Origin of the sequence: Mumia quercus (genome assembly GCF_025506335.1) — a bacterium.
In the GTDB taxonomy this organism is placed as follows: Bacteria; Actinomycetota; Actinomycetes; order Propionibacteriales; family Nocardioidaceae; genus Mumia; species Mumia quercus.
Genome location: NZ_JANZYO010000005.1, coordinates 385,787 through 405,025, shown reverse-complemented (window position 1 = coordinate 405,025; position 19,239 = coordinate 385,787). Strand labels below are relative to the sequence as shown.

The 19,239-nt window shown below is 71.3% G+C and carries 17 protein-coding genes; 1 reads left to right on the top strand and 16 read right to left on the bottom strand.

The genetic code is table 11. The features are described from left to right. Positions 1 to 100: 100 nt before the first annotated feature. The 7 genes from NYZ95_RS14120 to trpC form a co-directional block, all read right to left on the bottom strand. Positions 101 to 1,567 carry a glutamate synthase subunit beta gene (locus tag NYZ95_RS14120; protein WP_262851946.1) on the bottom strand — a complete coding sequence of 489 codons (1,467 nt, stop codon included), beginning with the start codon at positions 1,565 to 1,567 and terminating at the stop codon, positions 101 to 103. Then, positions 1,560 to 6,083 carry a glutamate synthase large subunit gene (gltB, locus tag NYZ95_RS14115; RefSeq protein ID WP_262851945.1) on the bottom strand — a complete coding sequence of 1,508 codons (4,524 nt, stop codon included), beginning with the start codon at positions 6,081 to 6,083 and terminating at the stop codon, positions 1,560 to 1,562. Before gltB ends, NYZ95_RS14120 begins: the two co-directional genes overlap by 8 nt. Before the next feature lie 201 nt (positions 6,084 to 6,284). Beyond that, positions 6,285 to 7,037, bottom strand: a complete 753-nt coding sequence (locus NYZ95_RS14110; protein ID WP_262851944.1) for a VIT1/CCC1 transporter family protein — start codon at positions 7,035 to 7,037, stop codon at positions 6,285 to 6,287. A gap of 9 nt (positions 7,038 to 7,046) precedes the next feature. Beyond that, positions 7,047 to 8,006, bottom strand: coding sequence for a prolipoprotein diacylglyceryl transferase (gene lgt, locus NYZ95_RS14105; RefSeq protein WP_262851943.1), 960 nt, complete (start codon positions 8,004 to 8,006; stop codon positions 7,047 to 7,049). Beyond that, a complete protein-coding gene (gene trpA / locus NYZ95_RS14100; RefSeq protein ID WP_262851942.1) occupies positions 8,003 to 8,842 on the bottom strand; it encodes a tryptophan synthase subunit alpha in 840 nt (279 codons plus the stop codon). The genes lgt and trpA overlap by 4 nt, the downstream gene beginning before the upstream one ends. Next, positions 8,839 to 10,086, bottom strand: coding sequence for a tryptophan synthase subunit beta (gene trpB / locus NYZ95_RS14095; protein ID WP_262851941.1), 1,248 nt, complete (start codon positions 10,084 to 10,086; stop codon positions 8,839 to 8,841). Before trpB ends, trpA begins: the two co-directional genes overlap by 4 nt. 72 nt (positions 10,087 to 10,158) lie before the next feature. Further along, a complete protein-coding gene (trpC, locus tag NYZ95_RS14090) occupies positions 10,159 to 10,965 on the bottom strand; it encodes an indole-3-glycerol phosphate synthase TrpC (protein ID WP_262851940.1) in 807 nt (268 codons plus the stop codon). A gap of 225 nt (positions 10,966 to 11,190) precedes the next feature. On the opposite strand from trpC, the gene NYZ95_RS14085 reads away from it, so the two are divergent. After that, positions 11,191 to 11,586, top strand: a complete 396-nt coding sequence (locus tag NYZ95_RS14085; RefSeq protein WP_262851939.1) for a DUF4190 domain-containing protein — start codon at positions 11,191 to 11,193, stop codon at positions 11,584 to 11,586. An 82-nt stretch (positions 11,587 to 11,668) separates the two neighbouring features. Here the strand turns inward: NYZ95_RS14085 and NYZ95_RS14080 are convergent, their stop codons facing one another. The 9 genes from NYZ95_RS14080 to priA all read right to left on the bottom strand — a co-directional run bounded on the left by NYZ95_RS14080 (position 11,669) and on the right by priA (position 19,205). Beyond that, positions 11,669 to 12,109: a DUF2752 domain-containing protein gene (locus tag NYZ95_RS14080; RefSeq protein ID WP_262851938.1), complete on the bottom strand. Its 441-nt coding sequence runs from the start codon at positions 12,107 to 12,109 to the stop codon at positions 11,669 to 11,671. Further along, the gene (locus NYZ95_RS14075) at positions 12,106 to 12,765 is read right to left on the bottom strand and encodes an RDD family protein (protein WP_262851937.1); all 660 of its coding nucleotides are present in this window, start codon (positions 12,763 to 12,765) and stop codon (positions 12,106 to 12,108) included. The genes NYZ95_RS14080 and NYZ95_RS14075 overlap by 4 nt, the downstream gene beginning before the upstream one ends. 70 nt (positions 12,766 to 12,835) lie before the next feature. Then, complete coding sequence (locus NYZ95_RS14070) at positions 12,836 to 13,024, bottom strand: HGxxPAAW family protein (protein WP_262851936.1); 189 nt, start codon at positions 13,022 to 13,024, stop codon at positions 12,836 to 12,838. A 49-nt stretch (positions 13,025 to 13,073) separates the two neighbouring features. Continuing rightward, a complete protein-coding gene (locus NYZ95_RS14065; RefSeq protein WP_262851935.1) occupies positions 13,074 to 13,655 on the bottom strand; it encodes a Trp biosynthesis-associated membrane protein in 582 nt (193 codons plus the stop codon). Beyond that, entirely contained in the window at positions 13,652 to 14,020 is a 369-nt protein-coding gene (gene hisI, locus NYZ95_RS14060) for a phosphoribosyl-AMP cyclohydrolase (RefSeq protein WP_262851934.1), read from the bottom strand. Before hisI ends, NYZ95_RS14065 begins: the two co-directional genes overlap by 4 nt. Next, the gene (locus NYZ95_RS14055; protein ID WP_262851933.1) at positions 14,004 to 15,887 is read right to left on the bottom strand and encodes an ABC transporter ATP-binding protein; all 1,884 of its coding nucleotides are present in this window, start codon (positions 15,885 to 15,887) and stop codon (positions 14,004 to 14,006) included. Before NYZ95_RS14055 ends, hisI begins: the two co-directional genes overlap by 17 nt. After that, the gene (locus NYZ95_RS20465; RefSeq protein WP_262851932.1) at positions 15,884 to 17,695 is read right to left on the bottom strand and encodes an ABC transporter ATP-binding protein; all 1,812 of its coding nucleotides are present in this window, start codon (positions 17,693 to 17,695) and stop codon (positions 15,884 to 15,886) included. The genes NYZ95_RS14055 and NYZ95_RS20465 overlap by 4 nt, the downstream gene beginning before the upstream one ends. After that, positions 17,692 to 18,453 (bottom strand): imidazole glycerol phosphate synthase subunit HisF, encoded by a 762-nt coding sequence (gene hisF, locus NYZ95_RS14045; protein ID WP_262851931.1) that lies wholly within the window; start codon positions 18,451 to 18,453, stop codon positions 17,692 to 17,694. The genes NYZ95_RS20465 and hisF overlap by 4 nt, the downstream gene beginning before the upstream one ends. Next, on the bottom strand, positions 18,450 to 19,205 hold the full coding sequence (gene priA / locus NYZ95_RS14040; RefSeq protein WP_262851930.1) for a bifunctional 1-(5-phosphoribosyl)-5-((5-phosphoribosylamino)methylideneamino)imidazole-4-carboxamide isomerase/phosphoribosylanthranilate isomerase PriA: 756 nt from the start codon (positions 19,203 to 19,205) through the stop codon (positions 18,450 to 18,452). The genes hisF and priA overlap by 4 nt, the downstream gene beginning before the upstream one ends. Positions 19,206 to 19,239: the final 34 nt, after the last annotated feature.

Below are 19,239 nucleotides of genomic sequence, written 5' to 3'. Positions count from 1 at the left end.
GGACGCTCCCCGCCCCGCGTCCGCGTGGTGAACAGCAATGTGCCCCTTTCCGGGGCGGAAAGGGGCACCTTGCTTTCACCCCGCGGGCGGGGTGGAGGTGTTAGACCACCAGCGGGCGTGCGGTCGGCGGGATCGGTGCAGGGAGGTTGGTCGAGCCGTTGAGGTACGCGTCGACGCCCGCGGCGCACGCACGTCCCTCCGCGATCGCCCAGACGATCAGCGACTGCCCACGGCCGGCGTCACCGGCCACGAAGACGCCGTCGACGTCGGTCATGTACGAGGAGTCGCGGGCGACGTTGCCCCGGTCGTCGAGCCCCGCGCCCAGCTGCGCGACGACTCCGTCGGTCTCCGGACCCGTGAAGCCCATGGCCAGGAGCACGAGCTGCGCCGGGATCTCGCGGGCGCTCCCCTCGACCTCCTGGAAGCGGCCGTCGACCATCTCGACCTCGACCACGCGCAGCGCACGGACGTTGCCGTCGTCGTCGCCGAGGAACTCCTGCGTCGAGACCGCGTACACCCGCTCGCCGCCCTCCTCGTGGGCCGAGGCGACGCGGTAGATCATCGGGTACGTCGGCCACGGCTGGTGATCTGGACGCTCCTCGCTCGGACGCGGCATGATCTCCAGCTGCGTGATCGAACGGGCCTGCTGGCGGATCGCCGTACCGAGGCAGTCGGCGCCGGTGTCCCCGCCGCCGATGATGACGACGTCCTTGCCCTCCGCGGTGATCTGGTCGTCGACCGTCTCGCCTCGCGCGACGCGGTTGGCCTGAGGGAGGTACTCCATCGCCTGGTGGATGCCGCCGAGGTCGCGGCCGGTCGTCGGCAGGTCGCGGCGTACGGTCGCGCCGGTCGCGAGGACCACCGCGTCGTAGCGGCTACGCAGCTCCTCGCCGGTCAGGTCGACGCCGACGGCGACACCGGTGCGGAAGATCGTGCCCTCCGCCTCCATCTGCTCGATCCGGCGGTCGAGGACCGACTTCTCCATCTTGAACTCAGGGATGCCGTAACGGAGCAGTCCCCCGGGCGCGTCGTCGCGCTCGTAGACGGCGACGGTGTGCCCCGCACGCGTGAGCTGCTGCGCGACGGCGAGACCGGCCGGCCCCGAGCCGACGACGGCCACGGTCTTGCCGGTCAGCCACTCGGGCGGCTCGGGCGCGACCCGGCCGTCGTCCCAGGCGCGGTCGATGATCGACACCTCGACGTTCTTGATCGTCACCGCTTCGCGGTTGATCCCGACGACGCACGCCGTCTCGCACGGCGCCGGGCAGAGGCGACCGGTGAACTCGGGGAAGTTGTTGGTCGCGTGCAGACGGGAAAGCGCCGCCTCCCAGTCGTCACGCCAGACCAGCTCGTTCCACTCCGGGATGAGGTTGCCGAGCGGGCACCCGTTGTGACAGAACGGGATGCCGCAGTCCATGCACCGACCGGCCTGCTCGGTGATGATCGGCAGCAGCGCGCGCCCCGGCGTGCCCGGATACACCTCGTTCCAGTCGTGGATCCGCTCCTCGACCGGCCGCCGCTGCGCAACCTGGCGCGGTGTCTTCATGAAACCCTTCGGATCAGCCACGGATCGCTGCCTCCATCATCGCTGCGGTGGTCTCGTCCTCGCCGAGACCGGCCTCCTGGGCTGCGGCACGCGCCTGCAGCACCCTGCGGTAGTCGACCGGCATGACCTCGGTGAACCGGGAGAGCGCGGCCGGCCAGTCGGCCAGGAGCTTCTGCGCGACCTCCGAGCCGGTCTCCTCGGCATGCCGGGTGACAAGCGCCTTGAGCTCGTCGGCGTCGCCGACCTCGTGGACCTCGACCATCTCGCGGTTGACGAGGTCGTGGTCAAGGTCGAGCACGTACGCGACGCCCCCGCTCATCCCGGCCGCGACGTTGCGGCCGGTGGCGCCGAGGATCACGACGCGTCCCCCGGTCATGTACTCGAGCGCGTGGTCGCCGACTCCCTCGACGACCGCGGTCGCGCCGGAGTTGCGGACGCAGAAGCGCTCGCCGGCCCGCCCGCGGACGAAGATCTCGCCGCTGGTCGCGCCGTACGCGATGACGTTCCCGGCGATGATCTGGTCCTCGGCCACGAAGCGTGCATCGCGCGCCGGCCGGATCACGAGCCGTCCGCCCGACAGGCCCTTGCCGACGTAGTCGTTGGCGTCGCCCTCAAGACGCAGGGTGATGCCGCGCGGCACGAAGGCACCGAACGACTGTCCTGCCGAGCCCGTGAACGTGATGTCGATCGTGTCGTCGGGCAACCCGGCGCCGCGGTAGCGCTTGGTCACCTCGTGGCCGAGCATCGTGCCGACCGTGCGGTTGACGTTGCGGATCTCCAGCTGCGCGCGCACCGGCTCGCCGCGTTCGAGCGCGTCGGCCGACAACGCGATCAGCTCGTTGTCGAGCGCACGCTCCAGACCGTGCTCCTGCCCCCGGGTGTTGCGGAGCGAGGTGCCTTCCGGAAGCTCGGGCACGTGCAGGATCGGCGTCAGGTCGAGCCCGCTGGCCTTCCAGTGCGCGACCGCCTCGCGGCTGTCGAGCATCTCGGCGTGGCCCACGGCCTCGTCGATCGAGCGGAACCCGAGCGCCGCGAGGTACTCGCGGACCTCCTCGGCGATGTACTCGAAGAAGTTCACGACGAACTCCGGCTTGCCCGAGAACTTCTTGCGCAGCTCCCGGTTCTGCGTGGCCACTCCCACGGGACAGGTGTCGAGGTGGCAGACGCGCATCATGATGCAGCCGGACACCACCAGCGGCGCGGTCGCGAAGCCGAACTCCTCGGCGCCGAGCAGCGCCGCCACGATGACGTCGCGACCGGTCTTGAGCTGGCCGTCGGCCTGGACGACGATGCGGTCGCGCAGGCCGTTGAGCAGCAGGGTCTGCTGCGTCTCGGCCAAGCCGAGCTCCCAGGGACCACCGGCGTGCTTGAGCGACGTCAGCGGCGACGCCCCGGTCCCCCCGTCGTTGCCGGAGATGAGGACGACGTCCGCGTGCGCCTTCGAGACGCCGGCCGCGACCGTACCGACCCCGACCTCCGCGACCAGCTTGACGTGGACCCGCGCGGACGGGTTCGCGTTCTTCAGGTCGTGGATGAGCTGCTTGAGGTCCTCGATCGAGTAGATGTCGTGGTGCGGCGGTGGCGAGATGAGGCCGACGCCCGGCGTGGAGTGCCGCGTCCTGGCGACCCACGGGTAGACCTTCGGACCGGGCAGTTGGCCGCCCTCGCCCGGCTTGGCGCCCTGCGCCATCTTGATCTGGATGTCGTCGGAGTTCGTGAGGTACTCCGACGTGACGCCGAAGCGTCCGGACGCGACCTGCTTGATCGCGCTGCGCCGCTCGGGGTCGTACAGGCGCTCCGGGTCCTCGCCGCCCTCTCCGGTGTTGGACTTGGCGCCGAGACGGTTCATCGCGACGGCGAGCGTCTCGTGCGCCTCCTGGCTGATGGACCCGTACGACATCGCGCCGGTGGAGAAGCGCTTGACGATCTCGGAGACCGGCTCGACCTCGTCGAGCGGCACCGGAGGACGCACGCCCTCGCGGAGCTTGAGGAGCCCGCGCAGCGTCATCAGCCGCTCCGACTGGTCGTCGACACGCTGCGTGTACTGCTTGAACACGTCGTAGCGGCCGGCGCGCGTCGAGTGCTGGAGCCGGAAGACTGTCTCGGGGTCGAAGAGGTGCTCGGCCCCGTCGCGACGCCACTGGTACTCGCCGCCGACGTCGAGCTGACGGCGGGAGGCGGAGATCCCGGAAGTCGGGTACGCCTTCGCGTGGCGCATCCGCACCTCCTCGGCGATGACGTCGAGGTCGACGCCGCCAAGCCGCGACGTGGTCCCGGTGAAGTAGCGGTCGACGAGCTCGCCGGACAGCCCGACGGCCTCGAAGATCTGCGCACCCGTGTACGAGGCGACGGTCGAGACGCCCATCTTGGACATCACCTTGAGGACACCCTTGCCGAGCGCGTACCGCAGGTTCGTGACCGCCTTCTGCGGCGTGACGCCTTCGACGTAGACGCCGCTGCGCACCAGGTCCTCGGCCGTCTCGAGCGCGAGGTACGGGTTGACTGCCGAGGCTCCGTAGCCGAGCAGCAGCGCGACGTGGTGCACCTCGCGGACGTCACCGGCCTCGACGAGCAGCCCCACTCGGGTGCGGGTCTTCTCGCGGACGAGGTGGTGGTGCAGCGCGCCGGTCATCAGCAGCGACGGGATCGGCGCGAGCTCGTGGTTGGAGTGCCGGTCCGAGAGCACGATGATGCGCGCCCCGTCCGCGATCGCGGCCGAGACCTCGGTGCAGAGGTCGTCGAGCCGCTTGCGCAGCGCCTCCGCTCCCCCGGCGACCTCGTACAGGCCCCGGACCACGTACGTCGACAGCCCCGGCATGTTGCCGTGCCGGTTGACGTGGCGGATCTTGGCCAGCTCGTCGTTGGTGATGACGGGGAAGGACATCTGCAGCTGACGGCACGAGGCCGGCGTGGCCTCGAGCAGGTTGCCCTCCGCACCGACGGTGCTCAGCAGCGACGTGACGAGCTCCTCACGGATCGCGTCGAGCGGCGGGTTCGTGACCTGCGCGAACAGCTGGTTGAAGTAGTCGAACAGCAGCCGGGAGCGGTTCGAGAGCACCGCGATCGGGGTGTCGGTGCCCATGGAGCCGATCGGCTCCGCACCCGTACGGGCCATCGGCGCGAGGAGGATGCGCAGGTCCTCCTCGGTGTAGCCGAAGACCTGCTGGCGTCGGGTCACCGACGCGTGCGTGTGGACGACGTGCTCGATGTCGGGCAGGTCGGAGAAGCGGACGAGGCCGGAGTAGAGCCACTCCTCGTACGGGTGCTCGTTCGCGAGCGTGCTCTTGATCTCGTCGTTGGGGACGATGCGGTGCTCGTCGAGGTCGAGCAGGAACATCTGTCCCGGCTCGAGGCGACCCTTGCGCACGATCGTCGCGGGATCCAGGTCGAGGACGCCGGCCTCCGACGCGAGGACGACCAGCCCGTCCTCGGTCTGCCAGAAGCGGCCCGGACGCAGCCCGTTGCGGTCCAGGACCGCCCCGATCTGGGTGCCGTCGGTGAAGACGACGCAGGCCGGGCCGTCCCAGGGCTCCATCATCGTCGAGTGGAACTCGTAGAAGGCCCGCACCTTCGGGTCCATCACCGGGTTGTTCTCCCACGCCTCCGGGATCATCATCATCATGGCGTGGGGAAGGCTGCGGCCGCCGAGGTGCAGCAGCTCGAGCGCCTCGTCGAAGGACGCCGAGTCGGAGTCCTCCGGATCGACGATCGGGAACAGGCGGGTCAGGTCGCCCGGGATGAGGTCGGACTCCAGGAGCGCCTCCCGTGCACGCATCCAGTTGCGGTTGCCGCGGGCCGTGTTGATCTCACCGTTGTGCGCGATGAAGCGGAACGGGTGCGCCAGCGGCCAGCTCGGGAAGGTGTTCGTCGAGAACCGGCTGTGCACCACCGCGAGCGCCGAGGCGATGCGCGGGTCGGTGAGGTCAGCGAAGAAGTTGTCGAGCTGGTCGGTCGTCAGCATCCCCTTGTACGTGAGGGTGCGGGCCGACAGCGACGGGAAGTACACGTCGAGCTCGTGCTCCGCCCGCTTGCGCAGGGCGAACGTGACCCGGTCGAGCGCGATCCCCGTACGCTCACCAGCGGCGTCGGCGACGAAGAGCTGCGCGAACGACGGCATCGCGCCGCGAGCCGTGGCACCCAGGATCGCCGGCTCGACCGGCACGTCCCGCCACCCGAGGACGCGGAGTCCCTCCTCGGCCGCGAGGTCCTCGACCGCGCGGCGCGCCTGCGCCGCAGCCTCCGGCTCCACCGGCAGGAACCCGATGCCGACCGCGTACGCCCCCGGGTCGGGGAGCGTGAAGTCGACGACCTCGCGCAAGAAGGCGTCGGGAACCTGGATGAGGATGCCGGCGCCGTCGCCGGAGTCCACCTCGGCGCCGACGGCGCCGCGGTGGTCGAGGTTGCGCAGGGCGGTCAGGCCCTGCGCGACGATCTCGTGGGTGGCCTGGCCCGTCAGGGTCGCGACGAACGCGACGCCGCAGGCGTCGTGCTCGTCCTCGCCGGAGTACAGGCCCTGTGCTGGGGGAATCCCGCGCATGCCGTTCGTCTCCCGTCGTCATCGCTATGGCGCTGCGGACGGGGGCCTCACGGGGGAATCACGAGAGGTGCCGGGTCCGTCAGCGGGGAACAACCACACCGAAGGGACGACCTTGGCCCTCACATGGTCTGGCTAGGTTACACGATTGTTGCGGGCCACGACTCCCCGGTACATTCCGGCGGCGACGCCGGGACGAGGGCGTCAGACCGCGACGCCGCCGACCAGCGAGCCCACGAGGAACGTCAGGCCTGCCGCGGCGCTGCCGAGGACCAGCTGGCGGAGACCGCCGAACCACCACGGGCGGTCGGTGAGCATCGTGACGAGCGCACCCGTACCGAACAGGGCCAGGAGCGAGACGGCGACCGTCGGGATCATCGACGTCACGCCGAAGATCAGCGGGACCAGCGGGATGAAGGCGCCGACCGCGAACGACAGGAAGGACGAGACGGCGGCGAGCATCGCCGACGGCAGGTCCTCGGTGTCGACGCCGAACTCCTCCCGCGCATGGACGCGGACGGCGTTGTCGGGATCGCTGTGGATCTGCTGGGCGACCTCGCGGGCGACCTCCTCGTCGACCCCCTTGGCGACGAACATCGACGCGAGCTCCGCCTGCTCCTGGGCGTCGTGGCGCAGGATCTCGCGTCGCTCCCGCGTGACCTCGGCACGCGCGAACTCCGTCTGGCTGGCGACGGACGTGTACTCGCCCACCGCCATCGAGAAGGCGCCGGCAGCCAGGCCCGCGACCCCGGCGATGATCACCGGCTTGGGGTCGTCCGTACCGCCCGCCATGCCCATGATGAGCGCGAAGTTTGAGACGAGGCCGTCGGAGGCACCGAAGACGGACGGTCGCAACCACCCGCCGGTGACGTCAGGATGCTCCTGGCCGATGGTCTCCGGATCGGGCAGCGGATGGGGCTCGCCCGGCGACTCCTGGGGCACCTGTGCCTCGGTCATGTCTCGAATCTACGACCGGGAGCCGTCTGCGTCATCCGAGGATCGGCTTGCCTCAGCGGTCGCATCGTCCTCGCCGTCGTCCTCTGCCGCCGCATCCTCGGTGAGGGTGTCCTCGGCCGCAGACGTGTCGGCGTCATCGTCCGCCCCGACCTGGACGACCGTCTCCCGCGCACCGCGGCCGGTCTTGGTGAGCCAGACCAACGCCGCGACGGCGAGGGCGAAGAGCACCAGCGACGTCCACTGGTTGAGCCGCAGTCCGAGGAACTCGTGGGCGGTGTCGATGCGCATGCCCTCGATCCAGAACCGGCCCGCGGTGTACACCGCGACATACAGCGCCACGACTCGGCCGCCGCCGAGCTTGAAGCGCCGGTCGGCCCAGATGAGCACGAAGAACCCGGCCAGGCTCCACAGCGACTCGTACAGGAACGTCGGGTGGAACGTCTCGAACTGCTCGTAACCCTGCGGCCGCCGGGCAGGATCGATCTCCAGGCCCCAGGGCAGGTCCGTCGGGCCGCCGAAGAGCTCCTGGTTGAACCAGTTGCCCCACCGGCCGATCGCCTGACCCAGGAGGATGCCCGGCGCGAGGGCGTCGGCGAACGGGGCGAACTTGATGCCCTGACGCCGGCACCCGATGTACGCGCCGAGCGCACCGAGCCCGATCGCTCCCCAGATCCCCAGGCCGCCCTCCCAGATGTAGAGGGCCTTGATCGGCTCGCGCCCCTCGGCGAAGTAGAGCTCGGGGTTCGTCACGACGTGGTACAGGCGGGCGCCCACGAGCCCGAACGGGATCGCCCACACCGCGACGTCCGCGACGGCACCGGGCTTGCCGCCACGGGCCTGGAACCGCTTGTCACCGACCCAGATGGCGGCGACGACACCGAGGATGATGCACAGCGCGTACGCACGGACGGGGAACGGTCCGAGCTCCCACACCGACTGCGACGGACTCGGGATCGAGGCGAGGTTCACGCGAGGGCTCCCTTGTCGAGGGGTCGGTCGGCCGTACGCGCACGCTCGACGCCTGCGCGCAGGTCCTCCGCCAGGCGGCGTACGTCGGCGACGCCCTTGGCCGTGTCAGAGCCGGCCCCCAGAAGGCGTGCCACCAGGGCGGAGCCGACGATAACGAGGTCGGCGAACTCGCCGACCTCCGCCGCCTGGTCGCCGTTGCTGACTCCGAGGCCGACCCCCACCGGGATGTCCGAGACGGCCCGAACGCGCGAGACCAGGGTCGGAGCGGCGTTGCTGGTCGCCGAGCGCGTGCCCGTGACGCCCATCACCGACGTGGCGTAGAGGAAGCCGCTGGAGGCCTGCGCGGTCATGGCGAGGCGCTCGTCGGTCGACGAAGGCGCCACGAGGAAGACGCGGTCGAGCCCGTGCGCGTCGGAGGCCGACACCCACTCCTCCGCCTCGTCGGGGATCAGGTCAGGGGTGATCAGGCCCGCTCCCCCGGCCGCCGCGAGACGCGACGCGAAGTCCTCGACACCGACCCGCTCGACGGGGTTCCAGTAGGTCATGATCAGCGTCGGCGCCCCGGTCGCGGCGACCGCCTCGACCGTGTCCAGGACGTCGGCGACCTTCGTGCCGCCGGCGAGCGCCGCGTCGGCGGCCCGCTGGATGGTCAGCCCGTCCATGACCGGGTCGGAGTACGGCAGGCCGACCTCGACGATGTCGACACCGCCTTCGACCATCGCGACCATCGCGTCGATGGCGGTCTGCTTGTCGGGGAACCCCGCGGGGAGGTAGCCGACCAGCGCGGGCCGGTTCTCGGCACGTGTACGCGCCAGCAGGTCAGCGAGCGCGCTCATGCGTCGTCCTTGTCGAGAAGGCCGAAGTACTCGGCGGCGGTGTGTACGTCCTTGTCGCCGCGCCCGGAGAGGTTGACCAGGATCGTCGCCGGGCGGCCGAGCTCCTCGGCCAGTCGCGGCGCGAGACGAAGGGCGCCCGCGAGGGCGTGCGCCGACTCGATCGCCGGGATGATGCCCTCGGTCTTGCAGAGCAGGTCGAAGGCCGCCATCGCCTCGTCGTCGGTGACCGGCTCGTACGAGGCACGCCCGGTCTCGGCGAGATAGGCGTGCTCCGGCCCTACCCCTGGGTAGTCGAGGCCGGCAGAGATGGAGTGCGACTCGATCGTCTGGCCGTCCTCGTCCTGCAGCAGGTACGAGCGGGTGCCGTGCAGGACGCCCACGTCTCCGGCGGTGATCGTGGCCGCGTGGCGTCCGGTCTCGAAGCCGTCGCCACCGGCCTCGAATCCGTACAGCCGCACCGCGTCGTCGTGCAGGAAACCGGCGAACAGGCCGATCGCGTTCGAGCCGCCGCCCACGCAGGCCGCGGCCGCGTCGGGGAGCGCACCGGTCAGCTCCAGCGACTGCGCCCGGGCCTCGTCACCGATGCCACGCGTGAGGTCGCGCACGATCTCGGGGAACGGGTGGGCACCCGCGGCGGTCCCGAGCAGGTAGTGGGTGTCGTCGACGGTGCTCACCCAGTCGCGGAGCGCCTCGTTGATGGCGTCCTTGAGCGTGCGGCTCCCCGTCGTCACCGGGATCACGGTCGCCCCGAGCATCTGCATCCGCGCCACGTTGAGGGCCTGACGCTGCGTGTCGACCTCGCCCATGTAGACGACGCACTCGAGGTCGAGGTACGCGCAGGCGGTCGCGGTCGCGACGCCGTGCTGGCCCGCGCCCGTCTCGGCGATCACCCGGTGCTTGCCCATGCGCTTGGTGAGCAGGGCCTGACCGAGGACGTTGCGGACCTTGTGGGCACCGGTGTGGTTGAGGTCCTCACGCTTGAGGAGGAACCGGGCACCGGCACGCTCGGACAGCCGCGTGGCCTCGTACAGCGGGCTCGGGACGTTCGCGTACTCGCGGAGCATCCGGTCGAGCTCGGCGGTGAACGTCGGGTCGACGACCGCCTCCCGCCAGGCGCGCTCGAGCTCGTCGAGAGGCGCGATGAGCGCCTCGGGCATGAAGCGACCGCCGAACCGGCCGAAGTGGCCGTGCTCGTCGGGGAGGCTCGAGGGACGCGGGTCGGCCGAGGCCGAGGTGCTGGTCATGCGTCGATCCTTGCAGGTCGCGTCAACAGGCTTGTCGACGAGGATGGTGCGGACGGCGGGGTGCGACCGCCGTCACCATCGGTGCTGGAGCGCCGGGTGCGATCCGGCGGCCACCAGGTCGGCGACGGTCGAGCGCGGGTTGCCACCCGTCACCAGCGTCTCTCCCACCAGGACGACCTGCGCGCCCGCGCGGGCGTACTCGATGACGTCCTTGGTGTCACGGACGCCGGACTCGGCCACCTTGACGACCGAGTCGGGGATCCGCGGAGAGAGCCGCGCGAACGTGGAGCGGTCCACCTCGAGCGTCTTGAGGTTGCGGGCGTTGACGCCCACGAGGTCGGCGCCGGCGGCGACCGCCCGCTCGACCTCCTCCTCGTCGTGCACCTCCACCAGCGGCGTCAGGCCGATCGAGCGCGCACGCTCGATCAGCGACTCCAACGCGGGCTGGTCGAGCGCCGCGACGATCAGCAGCGCCATGTCGGCGCCGGCCGCGCGGGCCTCCCACAGCTGGTAGGAGGTCGTGATGAAGTCCTTGCGCAGCACCGGGCAGTCGACGCGGGCACGGACGGCCTTCAGGTCGTCGAGGCTGCCGGAGAAGCGCCGACGCTCGGTGAGCACCGAGATCGCCGCGGCGCCGCCCTCCGCGTAGTCGACCGCCAGCGCGGCGGGATCCTTGATGTCGGCCAGGGAACCCTTCGAGGGGCTCGCCCGTTTGACCTCTGCGATGACCGAGACGCCGTCGGCACGGAACGCCGGCATCGGGTCGAGCGCGACGTCCTGACGCTTCGCGCGTTCTTTGAGGTCGTCGAGCGGGACCGCGGCCATGCGGTCCTCGAGGTCCTCGAGCACTCCTTCGAGGATGTCGTCGAGTACGGACATCGCCGACCTGCCTTCCCACCCGTGGACACTGCGTCGCGTCTCGCCTCCGCGCCGCAGCCTGTCCGTCCCAGAGTAGCCAGGCGGGTGTGCGGAGGATCACCGGGCCCTGGTAGCACGTTCGCCCGATGCTCGCACAGGCCGTCCCGGCCGCAGCGGCGGGGCCTTTCGTCCCGCGCCGACCGCTACGGCAGAATTGCGCCACCCAGCCCATGACGAAGGAGCACGATGAGCTATCCCCCTTCCGGCGGTCAGACGCCCCCGGGAAACGAGCCGCCGAGCTACAACCCCCCTCCCGGCGGGTACGGCTCGCCGCCTCCCGGCTACAACCCCCCGCCCGGGGGTGACCCGTACGGCATGCCGCCGCAGAACTCCAACAAGGCGGTCTGGGCGCTTGTCACCGGCCTCCTCGGCCTGCTGTGCTGCGGCGTGATCGGCATCGCCGGCATCATCCTCGGCAAGCAGGCGCAGGCCGAGATCGAGGCGTCGCAGGGGCGCCTCACCGGCGCCGGGATGGCCAAGGCCGGTTTCATCCTCGGCATCGTCTCGGTCGCCCTGACCGTGCTCGGCGTCGTCGTCTACGGCATCCTCTTCGCGACGGGGTCGATCGACGTTCAGGCGTGAGCGGCTCGTCGTGAGCCACTGACACCGAGGGCCGCCCCGGATCCTGGATCCGGGGCGGCCCTCGTCGTATGCGAGACCGGCGTCACGAGCCGAACCATGCGCCCCACGGTGTGTTGCGCGCGACGGTGAAGACGAGCGCGACGCCCAGCACGACGACCCCCACGCGTGAGGTGAGGACGATCATCCGCGCCTCGGGGTTGCGCAGCCGACGCGGGATCCACGCCACCCACGCGACCAGGAGCACGCCGGCCAGCACCACGGCCAGCAGGTTGCTCGACGCCGCCGCCGGGAGATCCAGGTCGGTGAGGGCGTGCGCCGCCCGCAGCCCGCCGCAGCCGGGACAGTCCAGACCGGTGAGGAGAGCGAAGGGGCAGTAGCCGTAGCTCCCCGACACGTGGGGGTCGCGGAAGTGCAGCAGCGCAGCAGCCGCGAGACCGCCGGCGCCCACGGCCAGCGGAGCCCGCAACGCCCGCCAGCTCGACACCGAGCGAGGCGTCGCGTCGGGCGCGGCGGCCGCGCTCACGCCTTCACGACGACCGACGAGACGATCATGTCGTGCCAGGTCTGCTTCTTCGCGTCCCACAACGGCCACAGTACGTCGAGGAAGCACGCACCGGAGAGGACGGCGTACAGCAGGAAGCGGAGCACACCCTTGCCCGCGCCCTGCGACTGGCCCGTGCTCATCTCGATCACCTTGATCCCGAGCAGCTGCTTGCCGAGGCTCTGACCGCGCTGCCCCTGGCGGATGCCCTGGTTCCAGATCTGGAACACCAGACCGACCAGCCAGCCGAGCAGGAGCAGCCCGATACCGAGGGCGAACTGGCCGCCGTTCACGACCTCGCTCGTCGTCTCGTCGAACGAGTTGGTCGTCGTCTCCGTCGCGCCGGCGAGCACGATCGCGCCCACGACGACCGGGACGATCGTCAGCAGCGTCGCGAGGAGGCTGTCGATGAGCAGAGCGCCGACCCGTGACCACCAGCTGGCGTACGGCGCCGGCGGCACGTACTGCGGGACCGGGGCGTACCCGCCGCCACCCCCATACGGGCCGTACTGAGGCGGCTGGCCGTACGGCGGCGGGGGCGGACCCTGCTGGCCGTACCCGGGAGGCGTGCCCTGCGGCGGCCCGTACGGACCCGAGGGCGGTTGCTGCGGGGGGTACGGGGGCTGGTCGGAGGACACGAGCGCTCTCCCTTCGTCGACGGAGTCGCCGGCGTCGCTCAGACGCCGTCGGGGAGCAGTCTCCCGTAGATCAGTGCGCCTTGGCGCCCAGACCCGCCGCGGACATGATCTTGGCGACGACGGCCGAGCCCAGCGTGAGGCCGACGCCGATCCAGAAGAGCACCCAGTTCGGCCCCATGAGCAGCGCCACGCCGCCGATCGTGAAGCCGATCAGACAGATGACGACCGCGGTCCAGGCTGCGGGGGAAGAACCATGCATCGTTCTCAATACCTCTCTACGGAACTGGTGCTCGGAAGCTGCCCCAAGCCTAGACGGTCGGGTCCTCGCCGCGGTCGAGTGCCTTCCACGGGTCGTCGTCGGCGCTCTCCGTACGCTGCTGCGCGACCGACTCGTAGCGGCGCCCCATCGACGGCCACGCGCGACCCCAACGGACCACGGCGGCACCAGCGACCGCGCTCATGAGCAGGGACGCCAGGCTCGCCCACCGCCAGGCAGTCGTCGCCGCGTCGTCGGCGAGGCGGCTCTGCAGCGCGGCGTCTCCCGCCATCGCGGGAGACTCGGCGAGCGAGGTGACGAGGGCGTCGTGGACGGCGTCCCCGCCGAGCGTCACGGCCACCGCCCCGGCCAGGGAGGCGAGCGTGACGACCAGGCCGACGGCCGTGCGCACCCGGCCCGCGGACGCCAGGACGGCGACGGTGCCTGCGAGGGCCACCAGCGCGAGACCGCCCACGACCGGCAGCGCCTCGTTGCCGGTGACGCTCACCACGTCGCGCGCCAACCCCTCGGTCTCGACCGTGACGCGCGACCAAGGCTGCGAGGCGGAGAAGAACGCCGCGGCCCCGCCGACGACACCGAGCAGGACGGTGGGACCGTACCCGCGCGCGCTCACGCCTGCTCCTCCAGGAGCACGTCGTCGTCGAAGCAGGTCGTGGCGCCGGTGTGGCAGGCCGGCCCCGTCTGGGAGACCTTCACCAGCAGGGTGTCGCCGTCGCAGTCGAGGCGGACCTCGCGGACGTGCTGGACGTTGCCGGAGGTCGCCCCCTTGACCCAGTACTCCTGCCGGCTGCGGCTCCAGAAGGTCGAGCGGCCGGTGGTCAGGGTGCGGCGCAGCGCCTCGTCGTCCATCCAGCCGACCATGAGCACCGCATGGGTGTCGGCCTCCTGGACGACGGCGGGCACGAGGCCGTCGGCGTCGAGCTTGAGCCGGGCGGCGATCGCGGGGTCGAGGCGAGCGGAGTCAGTCACGGAGCCCATTGTCCCAGGCAGGTCCAGCCTGAGCGTCGTCGATGCCCTCGCCCGACGGTGCGGCATCGATACCGAGGTGGGCCTGTGCCACCCAGGAGGCGTGCAGACGGGCGTACGCCCCGCCCTGAGCCACGAGGGCCTCGTGCGGCCCGTCCTCGACCAGGACGCCCGCGTCGAAGACGAGGACGCGGTCGGCAGCCTCGGCCGTGGAGAGACGGTGCGCGACGACGACCGAGGTACGCCCGGCGAGCAGCCGCTCCAGCGCACGCGACGCGCGCATCTCGGTCTGGGGATCGACGGCGCTGGTCGCCTCGTCGAGCACGAGGAGGTCGGGGTCGGCCAGGTACGCGCGGACGAGGGCGACGAGCTGGCGCTCCCCCGCGGACAGCGACTCGCCGCGCTGCCCGACCTGCGTCTCGAGGCCGTCGGGCAGCGACGCGAACCAGTCGTCGATCCCCAGGTCGGCGAACGCCTCGCGCATCCGCTCCGGGGTGGCGTCGAGGTCGCCGTAGCGCAGGTTCTCGGCCAGCGTCGCGTCGAACAGGAAGCCCTCCTGCGGCACCATGACGACGCGCGAGCGCAACGTGGCGAACCCGATCGTCCGCAGGTCGACACCGTCAAGCGTCACGGTGCCGGCCGTCGGGTCGGAGAGTCGGGTCAGGAGCTTCGCGAAGGTGCTCTTGCCCGAGCCGGTCTCCCCCACCACCGCTACCCGCTGGCGCGCCGGGATGGTGACGTCGACGTCGTGGAGCACGTCCGGCCCGCCGGGGTAGGCGAAGCGGACGTGGTCGAACCCGACCTCCAGCGCCCCCGGAGGGAGCATGACGTGCTCGCCGGGGTCACGAACGTCGGCAGGGGTGTCGAGGATCTCGATCACCCGCCGCCACGAGGAGATCGCGTTCTGGGCCTCGGTGATGACCTGGGTCGCCGTCTGGACCGGTCCGATGAACAGCGACACCAGGAACGCGAAGGCGATGACGCCGCCCAGCGTGAGGTCTCCGGCAACGCCGAGCATCACTCCAACGACCACGACGGCCGCGTTGGCGAGACCACCCGCGACACCAGCCGAGGCGAACGTGCCCGCCACCAGACGCTGGGCGCGGATGTTGGCCCGGAGGTTGACGCCGATCGCCTCGTCGATCCGGCGCTGCGTCCGGCGCTCCACCGCGTACGAGCGGACCACCGACGCGCCGACGACGGGCTCGGCGATCACCGCCAGCATCGTGCCGACGGTCGCTCGCGCATGGTCGTACGCACGTGCCATGCGGCCCTGCAGCGCCACGAGCGTGACGACGAGCGGGACGAAGCACGCCCACACCACGAGCGTCAGCTGCCAGCTGTAGAACGCCATGATCACGGTCGCGACGGCCACCTGACCGAGGCTGGTGACGATCATGATCCCGTTGAACTGAAGGAAGAGCGAGACCTGGTCGATGTCGGAGGTCACCCGCGACACGAGCGCACCGCGCCGCTCGCGGTCCTGGGTGAGCACGGAGAGGTCGTGGACGTGCCGGAAGGCCTTCACCCGCAGGTCGGTGAGCCCGCGCTCGCTGGCGACGAAGAGGCGGACCTTCATCGCCCAGGCGCACAGCGCGGTCAGGACGACGATGCCGGCGGCCACCGCGCTCCACCGCAGGACGACGCCTTCGTCGGGGCCGCCCTCGGCACCGAGGCCGCGGTCGATCGCGACCTGCACGACGACGGGGACGACCGCACCTCCGACCGTGCTCAGCGCCGCGAGCAGGAGGGTGAACGGCAGGCCCTGGGCGAGCGAGGGCGTGAGGGCGAAGCCGCGGCGGACGACCCCGAAGCCGCGGACGCGCGGCGCGTCCGGGCCACCTACGGCACTGCCCACGGGACTCGTCTGCGTGCTCACGAGGCCTCCCGGGTGGTGTCGTAGGCCTGGACGATGTCGGCGTACTCGGGCGAGCGCGCGACCAGCTCTGCGTGCGTGCCACGGTCGACCACGCGGCCGTCGCGGAGGAACAAGACCTCGTCGGCGAGCGCGATGGTGGCCTTGCGGTAGGCGACGACGAAGACCGTCGGCCCGCTGCCGGAGGCGGTCGAGCGTGCCAGCGCCGACAGGATCCGCTGCTCGACGTCGGGGTCGAGAGCACTCGTCGCGTCGTCGAGGATGAGCAGGCGCGGGTCACGGACCAGCGCCCGGGCGAGCGCCAGGCGCTGCCTCTGCCCGCCCGACAGCGTCGTGCCCCGCTCCCCCAGCCGCGTGTCGAGGCCGTCGGGCAGCGCGTCGACGAACTCGGCGGCCTGCGTCAGCGCGAGCACCTCGCGCACGCGGTCGTCGTCCACGTCGGCACCGAGCGTGATGTTGTCCCGGACGGTGTCGTCGAAAATGAAGGTGTGCTGCGGGACGAGCGCGACCGCCTCGGCGAGCGCGTCGTGCGACAGCGAAGCGATGTCGGCCCCGTCGAGCAGGATCCGCCCGTCGTCGGGATCGACGAGCCGGTCGAGGAGCGACGCGAGGGTGCTCTTGCCCGAGCCCGTGAGGCCGACGACCGCCGTCACGGTGCCCGGATCCAGCGTGAGGTCGAGGGAGTCCAGGACGGGGCGCCGCGCGTCGTACCCGTACGTGACGCCCTTGACCTCGACGCGCAGCGGTCCGTCACCCGGCAGCGACCCGTCGCCGTACGGCATGTCGCCGGTCGCGCGCAGCACGGCCTGGATCCGCTCCCACCCGACCACGGTCCGCGGCAGCTCGCCGAGCACCCAGCCGAACGCGCGCACCGGGAACCCGACCACCGTGAAGAGGTAGGCGACCTGGACGACGGCGCCCGCGGCGATGTCACCGGCGAGCACGCGCTCGACCCCGAGGACGACCACGAGGAGGACGCCGAGGTTGGGCAGCATCTCGATCAGCGGGTCGAACACCGACCGGATCCGGCCAGCCGCGACGTTCGCGTCGCGCAGCTCCTCGGCGGACGCGGCGAAGCGCGCCGTCTCCTCGGTCTCGCGGCCCAGGGTCTTGACCACGAGCGCGCCGTCGAACGACTCGTGCGCGACCGCGCTCACGTGGCCGCGCAGCTCCTGGGCGCGGGTGACGCGCGGCGAGAGCAGCCGCTGGTAGCCCACGTTGATCGCGAAGAGCAGGGGGAAGACCACCAGGCCGACGAGCGTGAGCACGACGTCGGCCGTGAGCATCGCGATGACGGCGGTCACGAGCATCGCGATGACGCCGACGGCCATCGGCAGCGGCATCATCACCGCCCAGGTGGCCTCGACGTCGGCGTTGGCGTTGGAGAGCAGCTGACCGGTGGGGTGCCGGGAGTGCCAGGACATCGGGAGGGCGAGGTAGCGCCGGGTGACTCGGCGTCGGTACGACGCCATCAGCCGGTAGTAGACGATGCCGCCGATCAGCCGGCGCATGATCACACCCCAGGCGCGCAGCAGCGCGACCGAGAGGAAGAGCAGCGACGCGGCCACCGCCGCCCCGGTCACGATCTCGCCGTCGCGGAACGACGGCGTGATGACGTGGTCCGTTGCCCAGCCCAGCACCCACGCGTCGGCGACGGTCATCGCACCGTAGACGAGCGACCCGACGACGGCGAGGGTGAAGCGCCGCTTCTCCTCGGCGACACCCTTGGCGACCACACCGAACCCGCGGCGGGTCACGCTGCGGGCCGGGCGTACGCCGGAGAGAGTGGACGTCGAGCGGCGCGAGGTCACCGTACGACGTGCCCGGCGGCGCGGAGTGCGTCCTTGACCTGACCGATCGTGAGGACACCGAAGTGGAAGACGCTGGCCGCGAGCAGTGCGTCGGCACCGGCGTCGACGGCCTCGCAGAAGTGGGCGGGCGTGCCTGCTCCACCGCTGGCGATCAGCGGCACGTGCGTGACGGCGCGGGCCGCACGGATCATCTCGAGGTCGAACCCGTCACGTGTGCCGTCGGCGTCCATCGAGTTGAGCAGGACCTCCCCGATGCCGAGCTCGGTGGCGGTGCGCACCCACGCGATCGCGTCGCGACCGGCCGAGGTCCGCCCTCCGTGGGTCGTCACCTCGAAGCCGGACGGCTGGTCGGCGGCGCGCCGCGCATCGACGCTCAGGACGAGGACCTGGTTGCCGAACCGCTGCGCGATCTCGGCGATCAGCTCGGGACGCTGGAGCGCGGCGGTGTTGACGCCGACCTTGTCGGCGCCGGCGCGCAGCAGACGGTCGACGTCGTCGACGGACCGCACGCCGCCTCCGACCGTGAGCGGGATGAACACCTGCTCGGCCGTCTCCGACACGACCTCGAACGTCGTCGCGCGCGCGTCGGAGGAGGCGGTGATGTCGAGGAAGGTCAGTTCGTCGGCACCCTCGACGTCGTAGACGCGGGCCATCTCCACCGGGTCCCCGGCATCACGGAGGTCGACGAAGTTGACGCCCTTCACGACGCGACCGGCGTCGACGTCCAGGCACGGGATGACGCGGACGGCCAGGCTCACGAGGCCGAGCCCTCGGTGCGCTCGCCGATCTGGGCGACTGCCGCGAGGGCGTCGGGGAGCGTGAAGTTGCCGGCGTAGAGCGCCGTGCCGATGATCGCGCCCTCCACCCCCTCGTCCACGAGCCCTGCGATCGCGCGCAGGTCGTCGAGCGTGGTCACGCCGCCGGAGGCGACCACAGGACGGTCGGTCGCGGCGCAGACGTCGCGCAGGAGCTGGAGGTTGGGGCCCTGGAGCATCCCGTCCTTGTTGACGTCGGTGACGACGTAGCGGGCGCAGCCCTCGGCGTCGAGCCGGGCCAGCACCTCGTACAGGTCGCCACCCTCGCGGGTCCACCCGCGCGCGGCGAGCGTACGGCCGCGGACGTCGAGGCCGACGGCCACCCGGTCCCCGTACGTGGCGATCGCCTTCGCGCACCAGTCAGGGTCCTCGAGGGCGGCGGTGCCGATGTTGACGCGCCGGCAGCCCGTCGCCATCGCGCGCTCGAGCGAGGCGTCGTCGCGGATGCCACCAGACATCTCGACCGCCATGTCGACGGAGGCGACGATCTCGGCGAGCAGCTCGGCGTTGGAGCCGCGTCCGAAGGCGGCGTCAAGGTCGACGAGATGCAGCCACTGCGAGCCGCCGTCCTGCCAGCGCCGTGCTGCGGCGAGGGGGTCACCGAAGGTCTTCTCGGAGCCGGCCACCCCCTGGACGAGCTGGACGGCCTGTCCTTCGATGATGTCGACGGCGGGGAGGAGCTCGAGCGTGGTCACGTCCTCGATCGTACTGACCGTCGCCGACAGGACT

What these genes read in the sequence shown, in the direction of transcription:
- trpB (WP_262851941.1), bottom strand. Translation starts at nt 10,086, where the DNA reads ATGACCAGCACCTCGGCCTCGGCCGACCCGCGTCCCTCGAGCCTCCCC.
- gltB (WP_262851945.1), bottom strand. Translation starts at nt 6,083, where the DNA reads ATGCGCGGGATTCCCCCAGCACAGGGCCTGTACTCCGGCGAGGACGAG.
- trpC (WP_262851940.1), bottom strand. Translation starts at nt 10,965, where the DNA reads ATGTCCGTACTCGACGACATCCTCGAAGGAGTGCTCGAGGACCTCGAG.
- hisI (WP_262851934.1), bottom strand. Translation starts at nt 14,020, where the DNA reads ATGGGCTCCGTGACTGACTCCGCTCGCCTCGACCCCGCGATCGCCGCC.
- NYZ95_RS14070 (WP_262851936.1), bottom strand. Translation starts at nt 13,024, where the DNA reads ATGCATGGTTCTTCCCCCGCAGCCTGGACCGCGGTCGTCATCTGTCTG.
- NYZ95_RS14110 (WP_262851944.1), bottom strand. Translation starts at nt 7,037, where the DNA reads ATGACCGAGGCACAGGTGCCCCAGGAGTCGCCGGGCGAGCCCCATCCG.
- NYZ95_RS14085 (WP_262851939.1), top strand. Translation starts at nt 11,191, where the DNA reads ATGAGCTATCCCCCTTCCGGCGGTCAGACGCCCCCGGGAAACGAGCCG.
- trpA (WP_262851942.1), bottom strand. Translation starts at nt 8,842, where the DNA reads ATGAGCGCGCTCGCTGACCTGCTGGCGCGTACACGTGCCGAGAACCGG.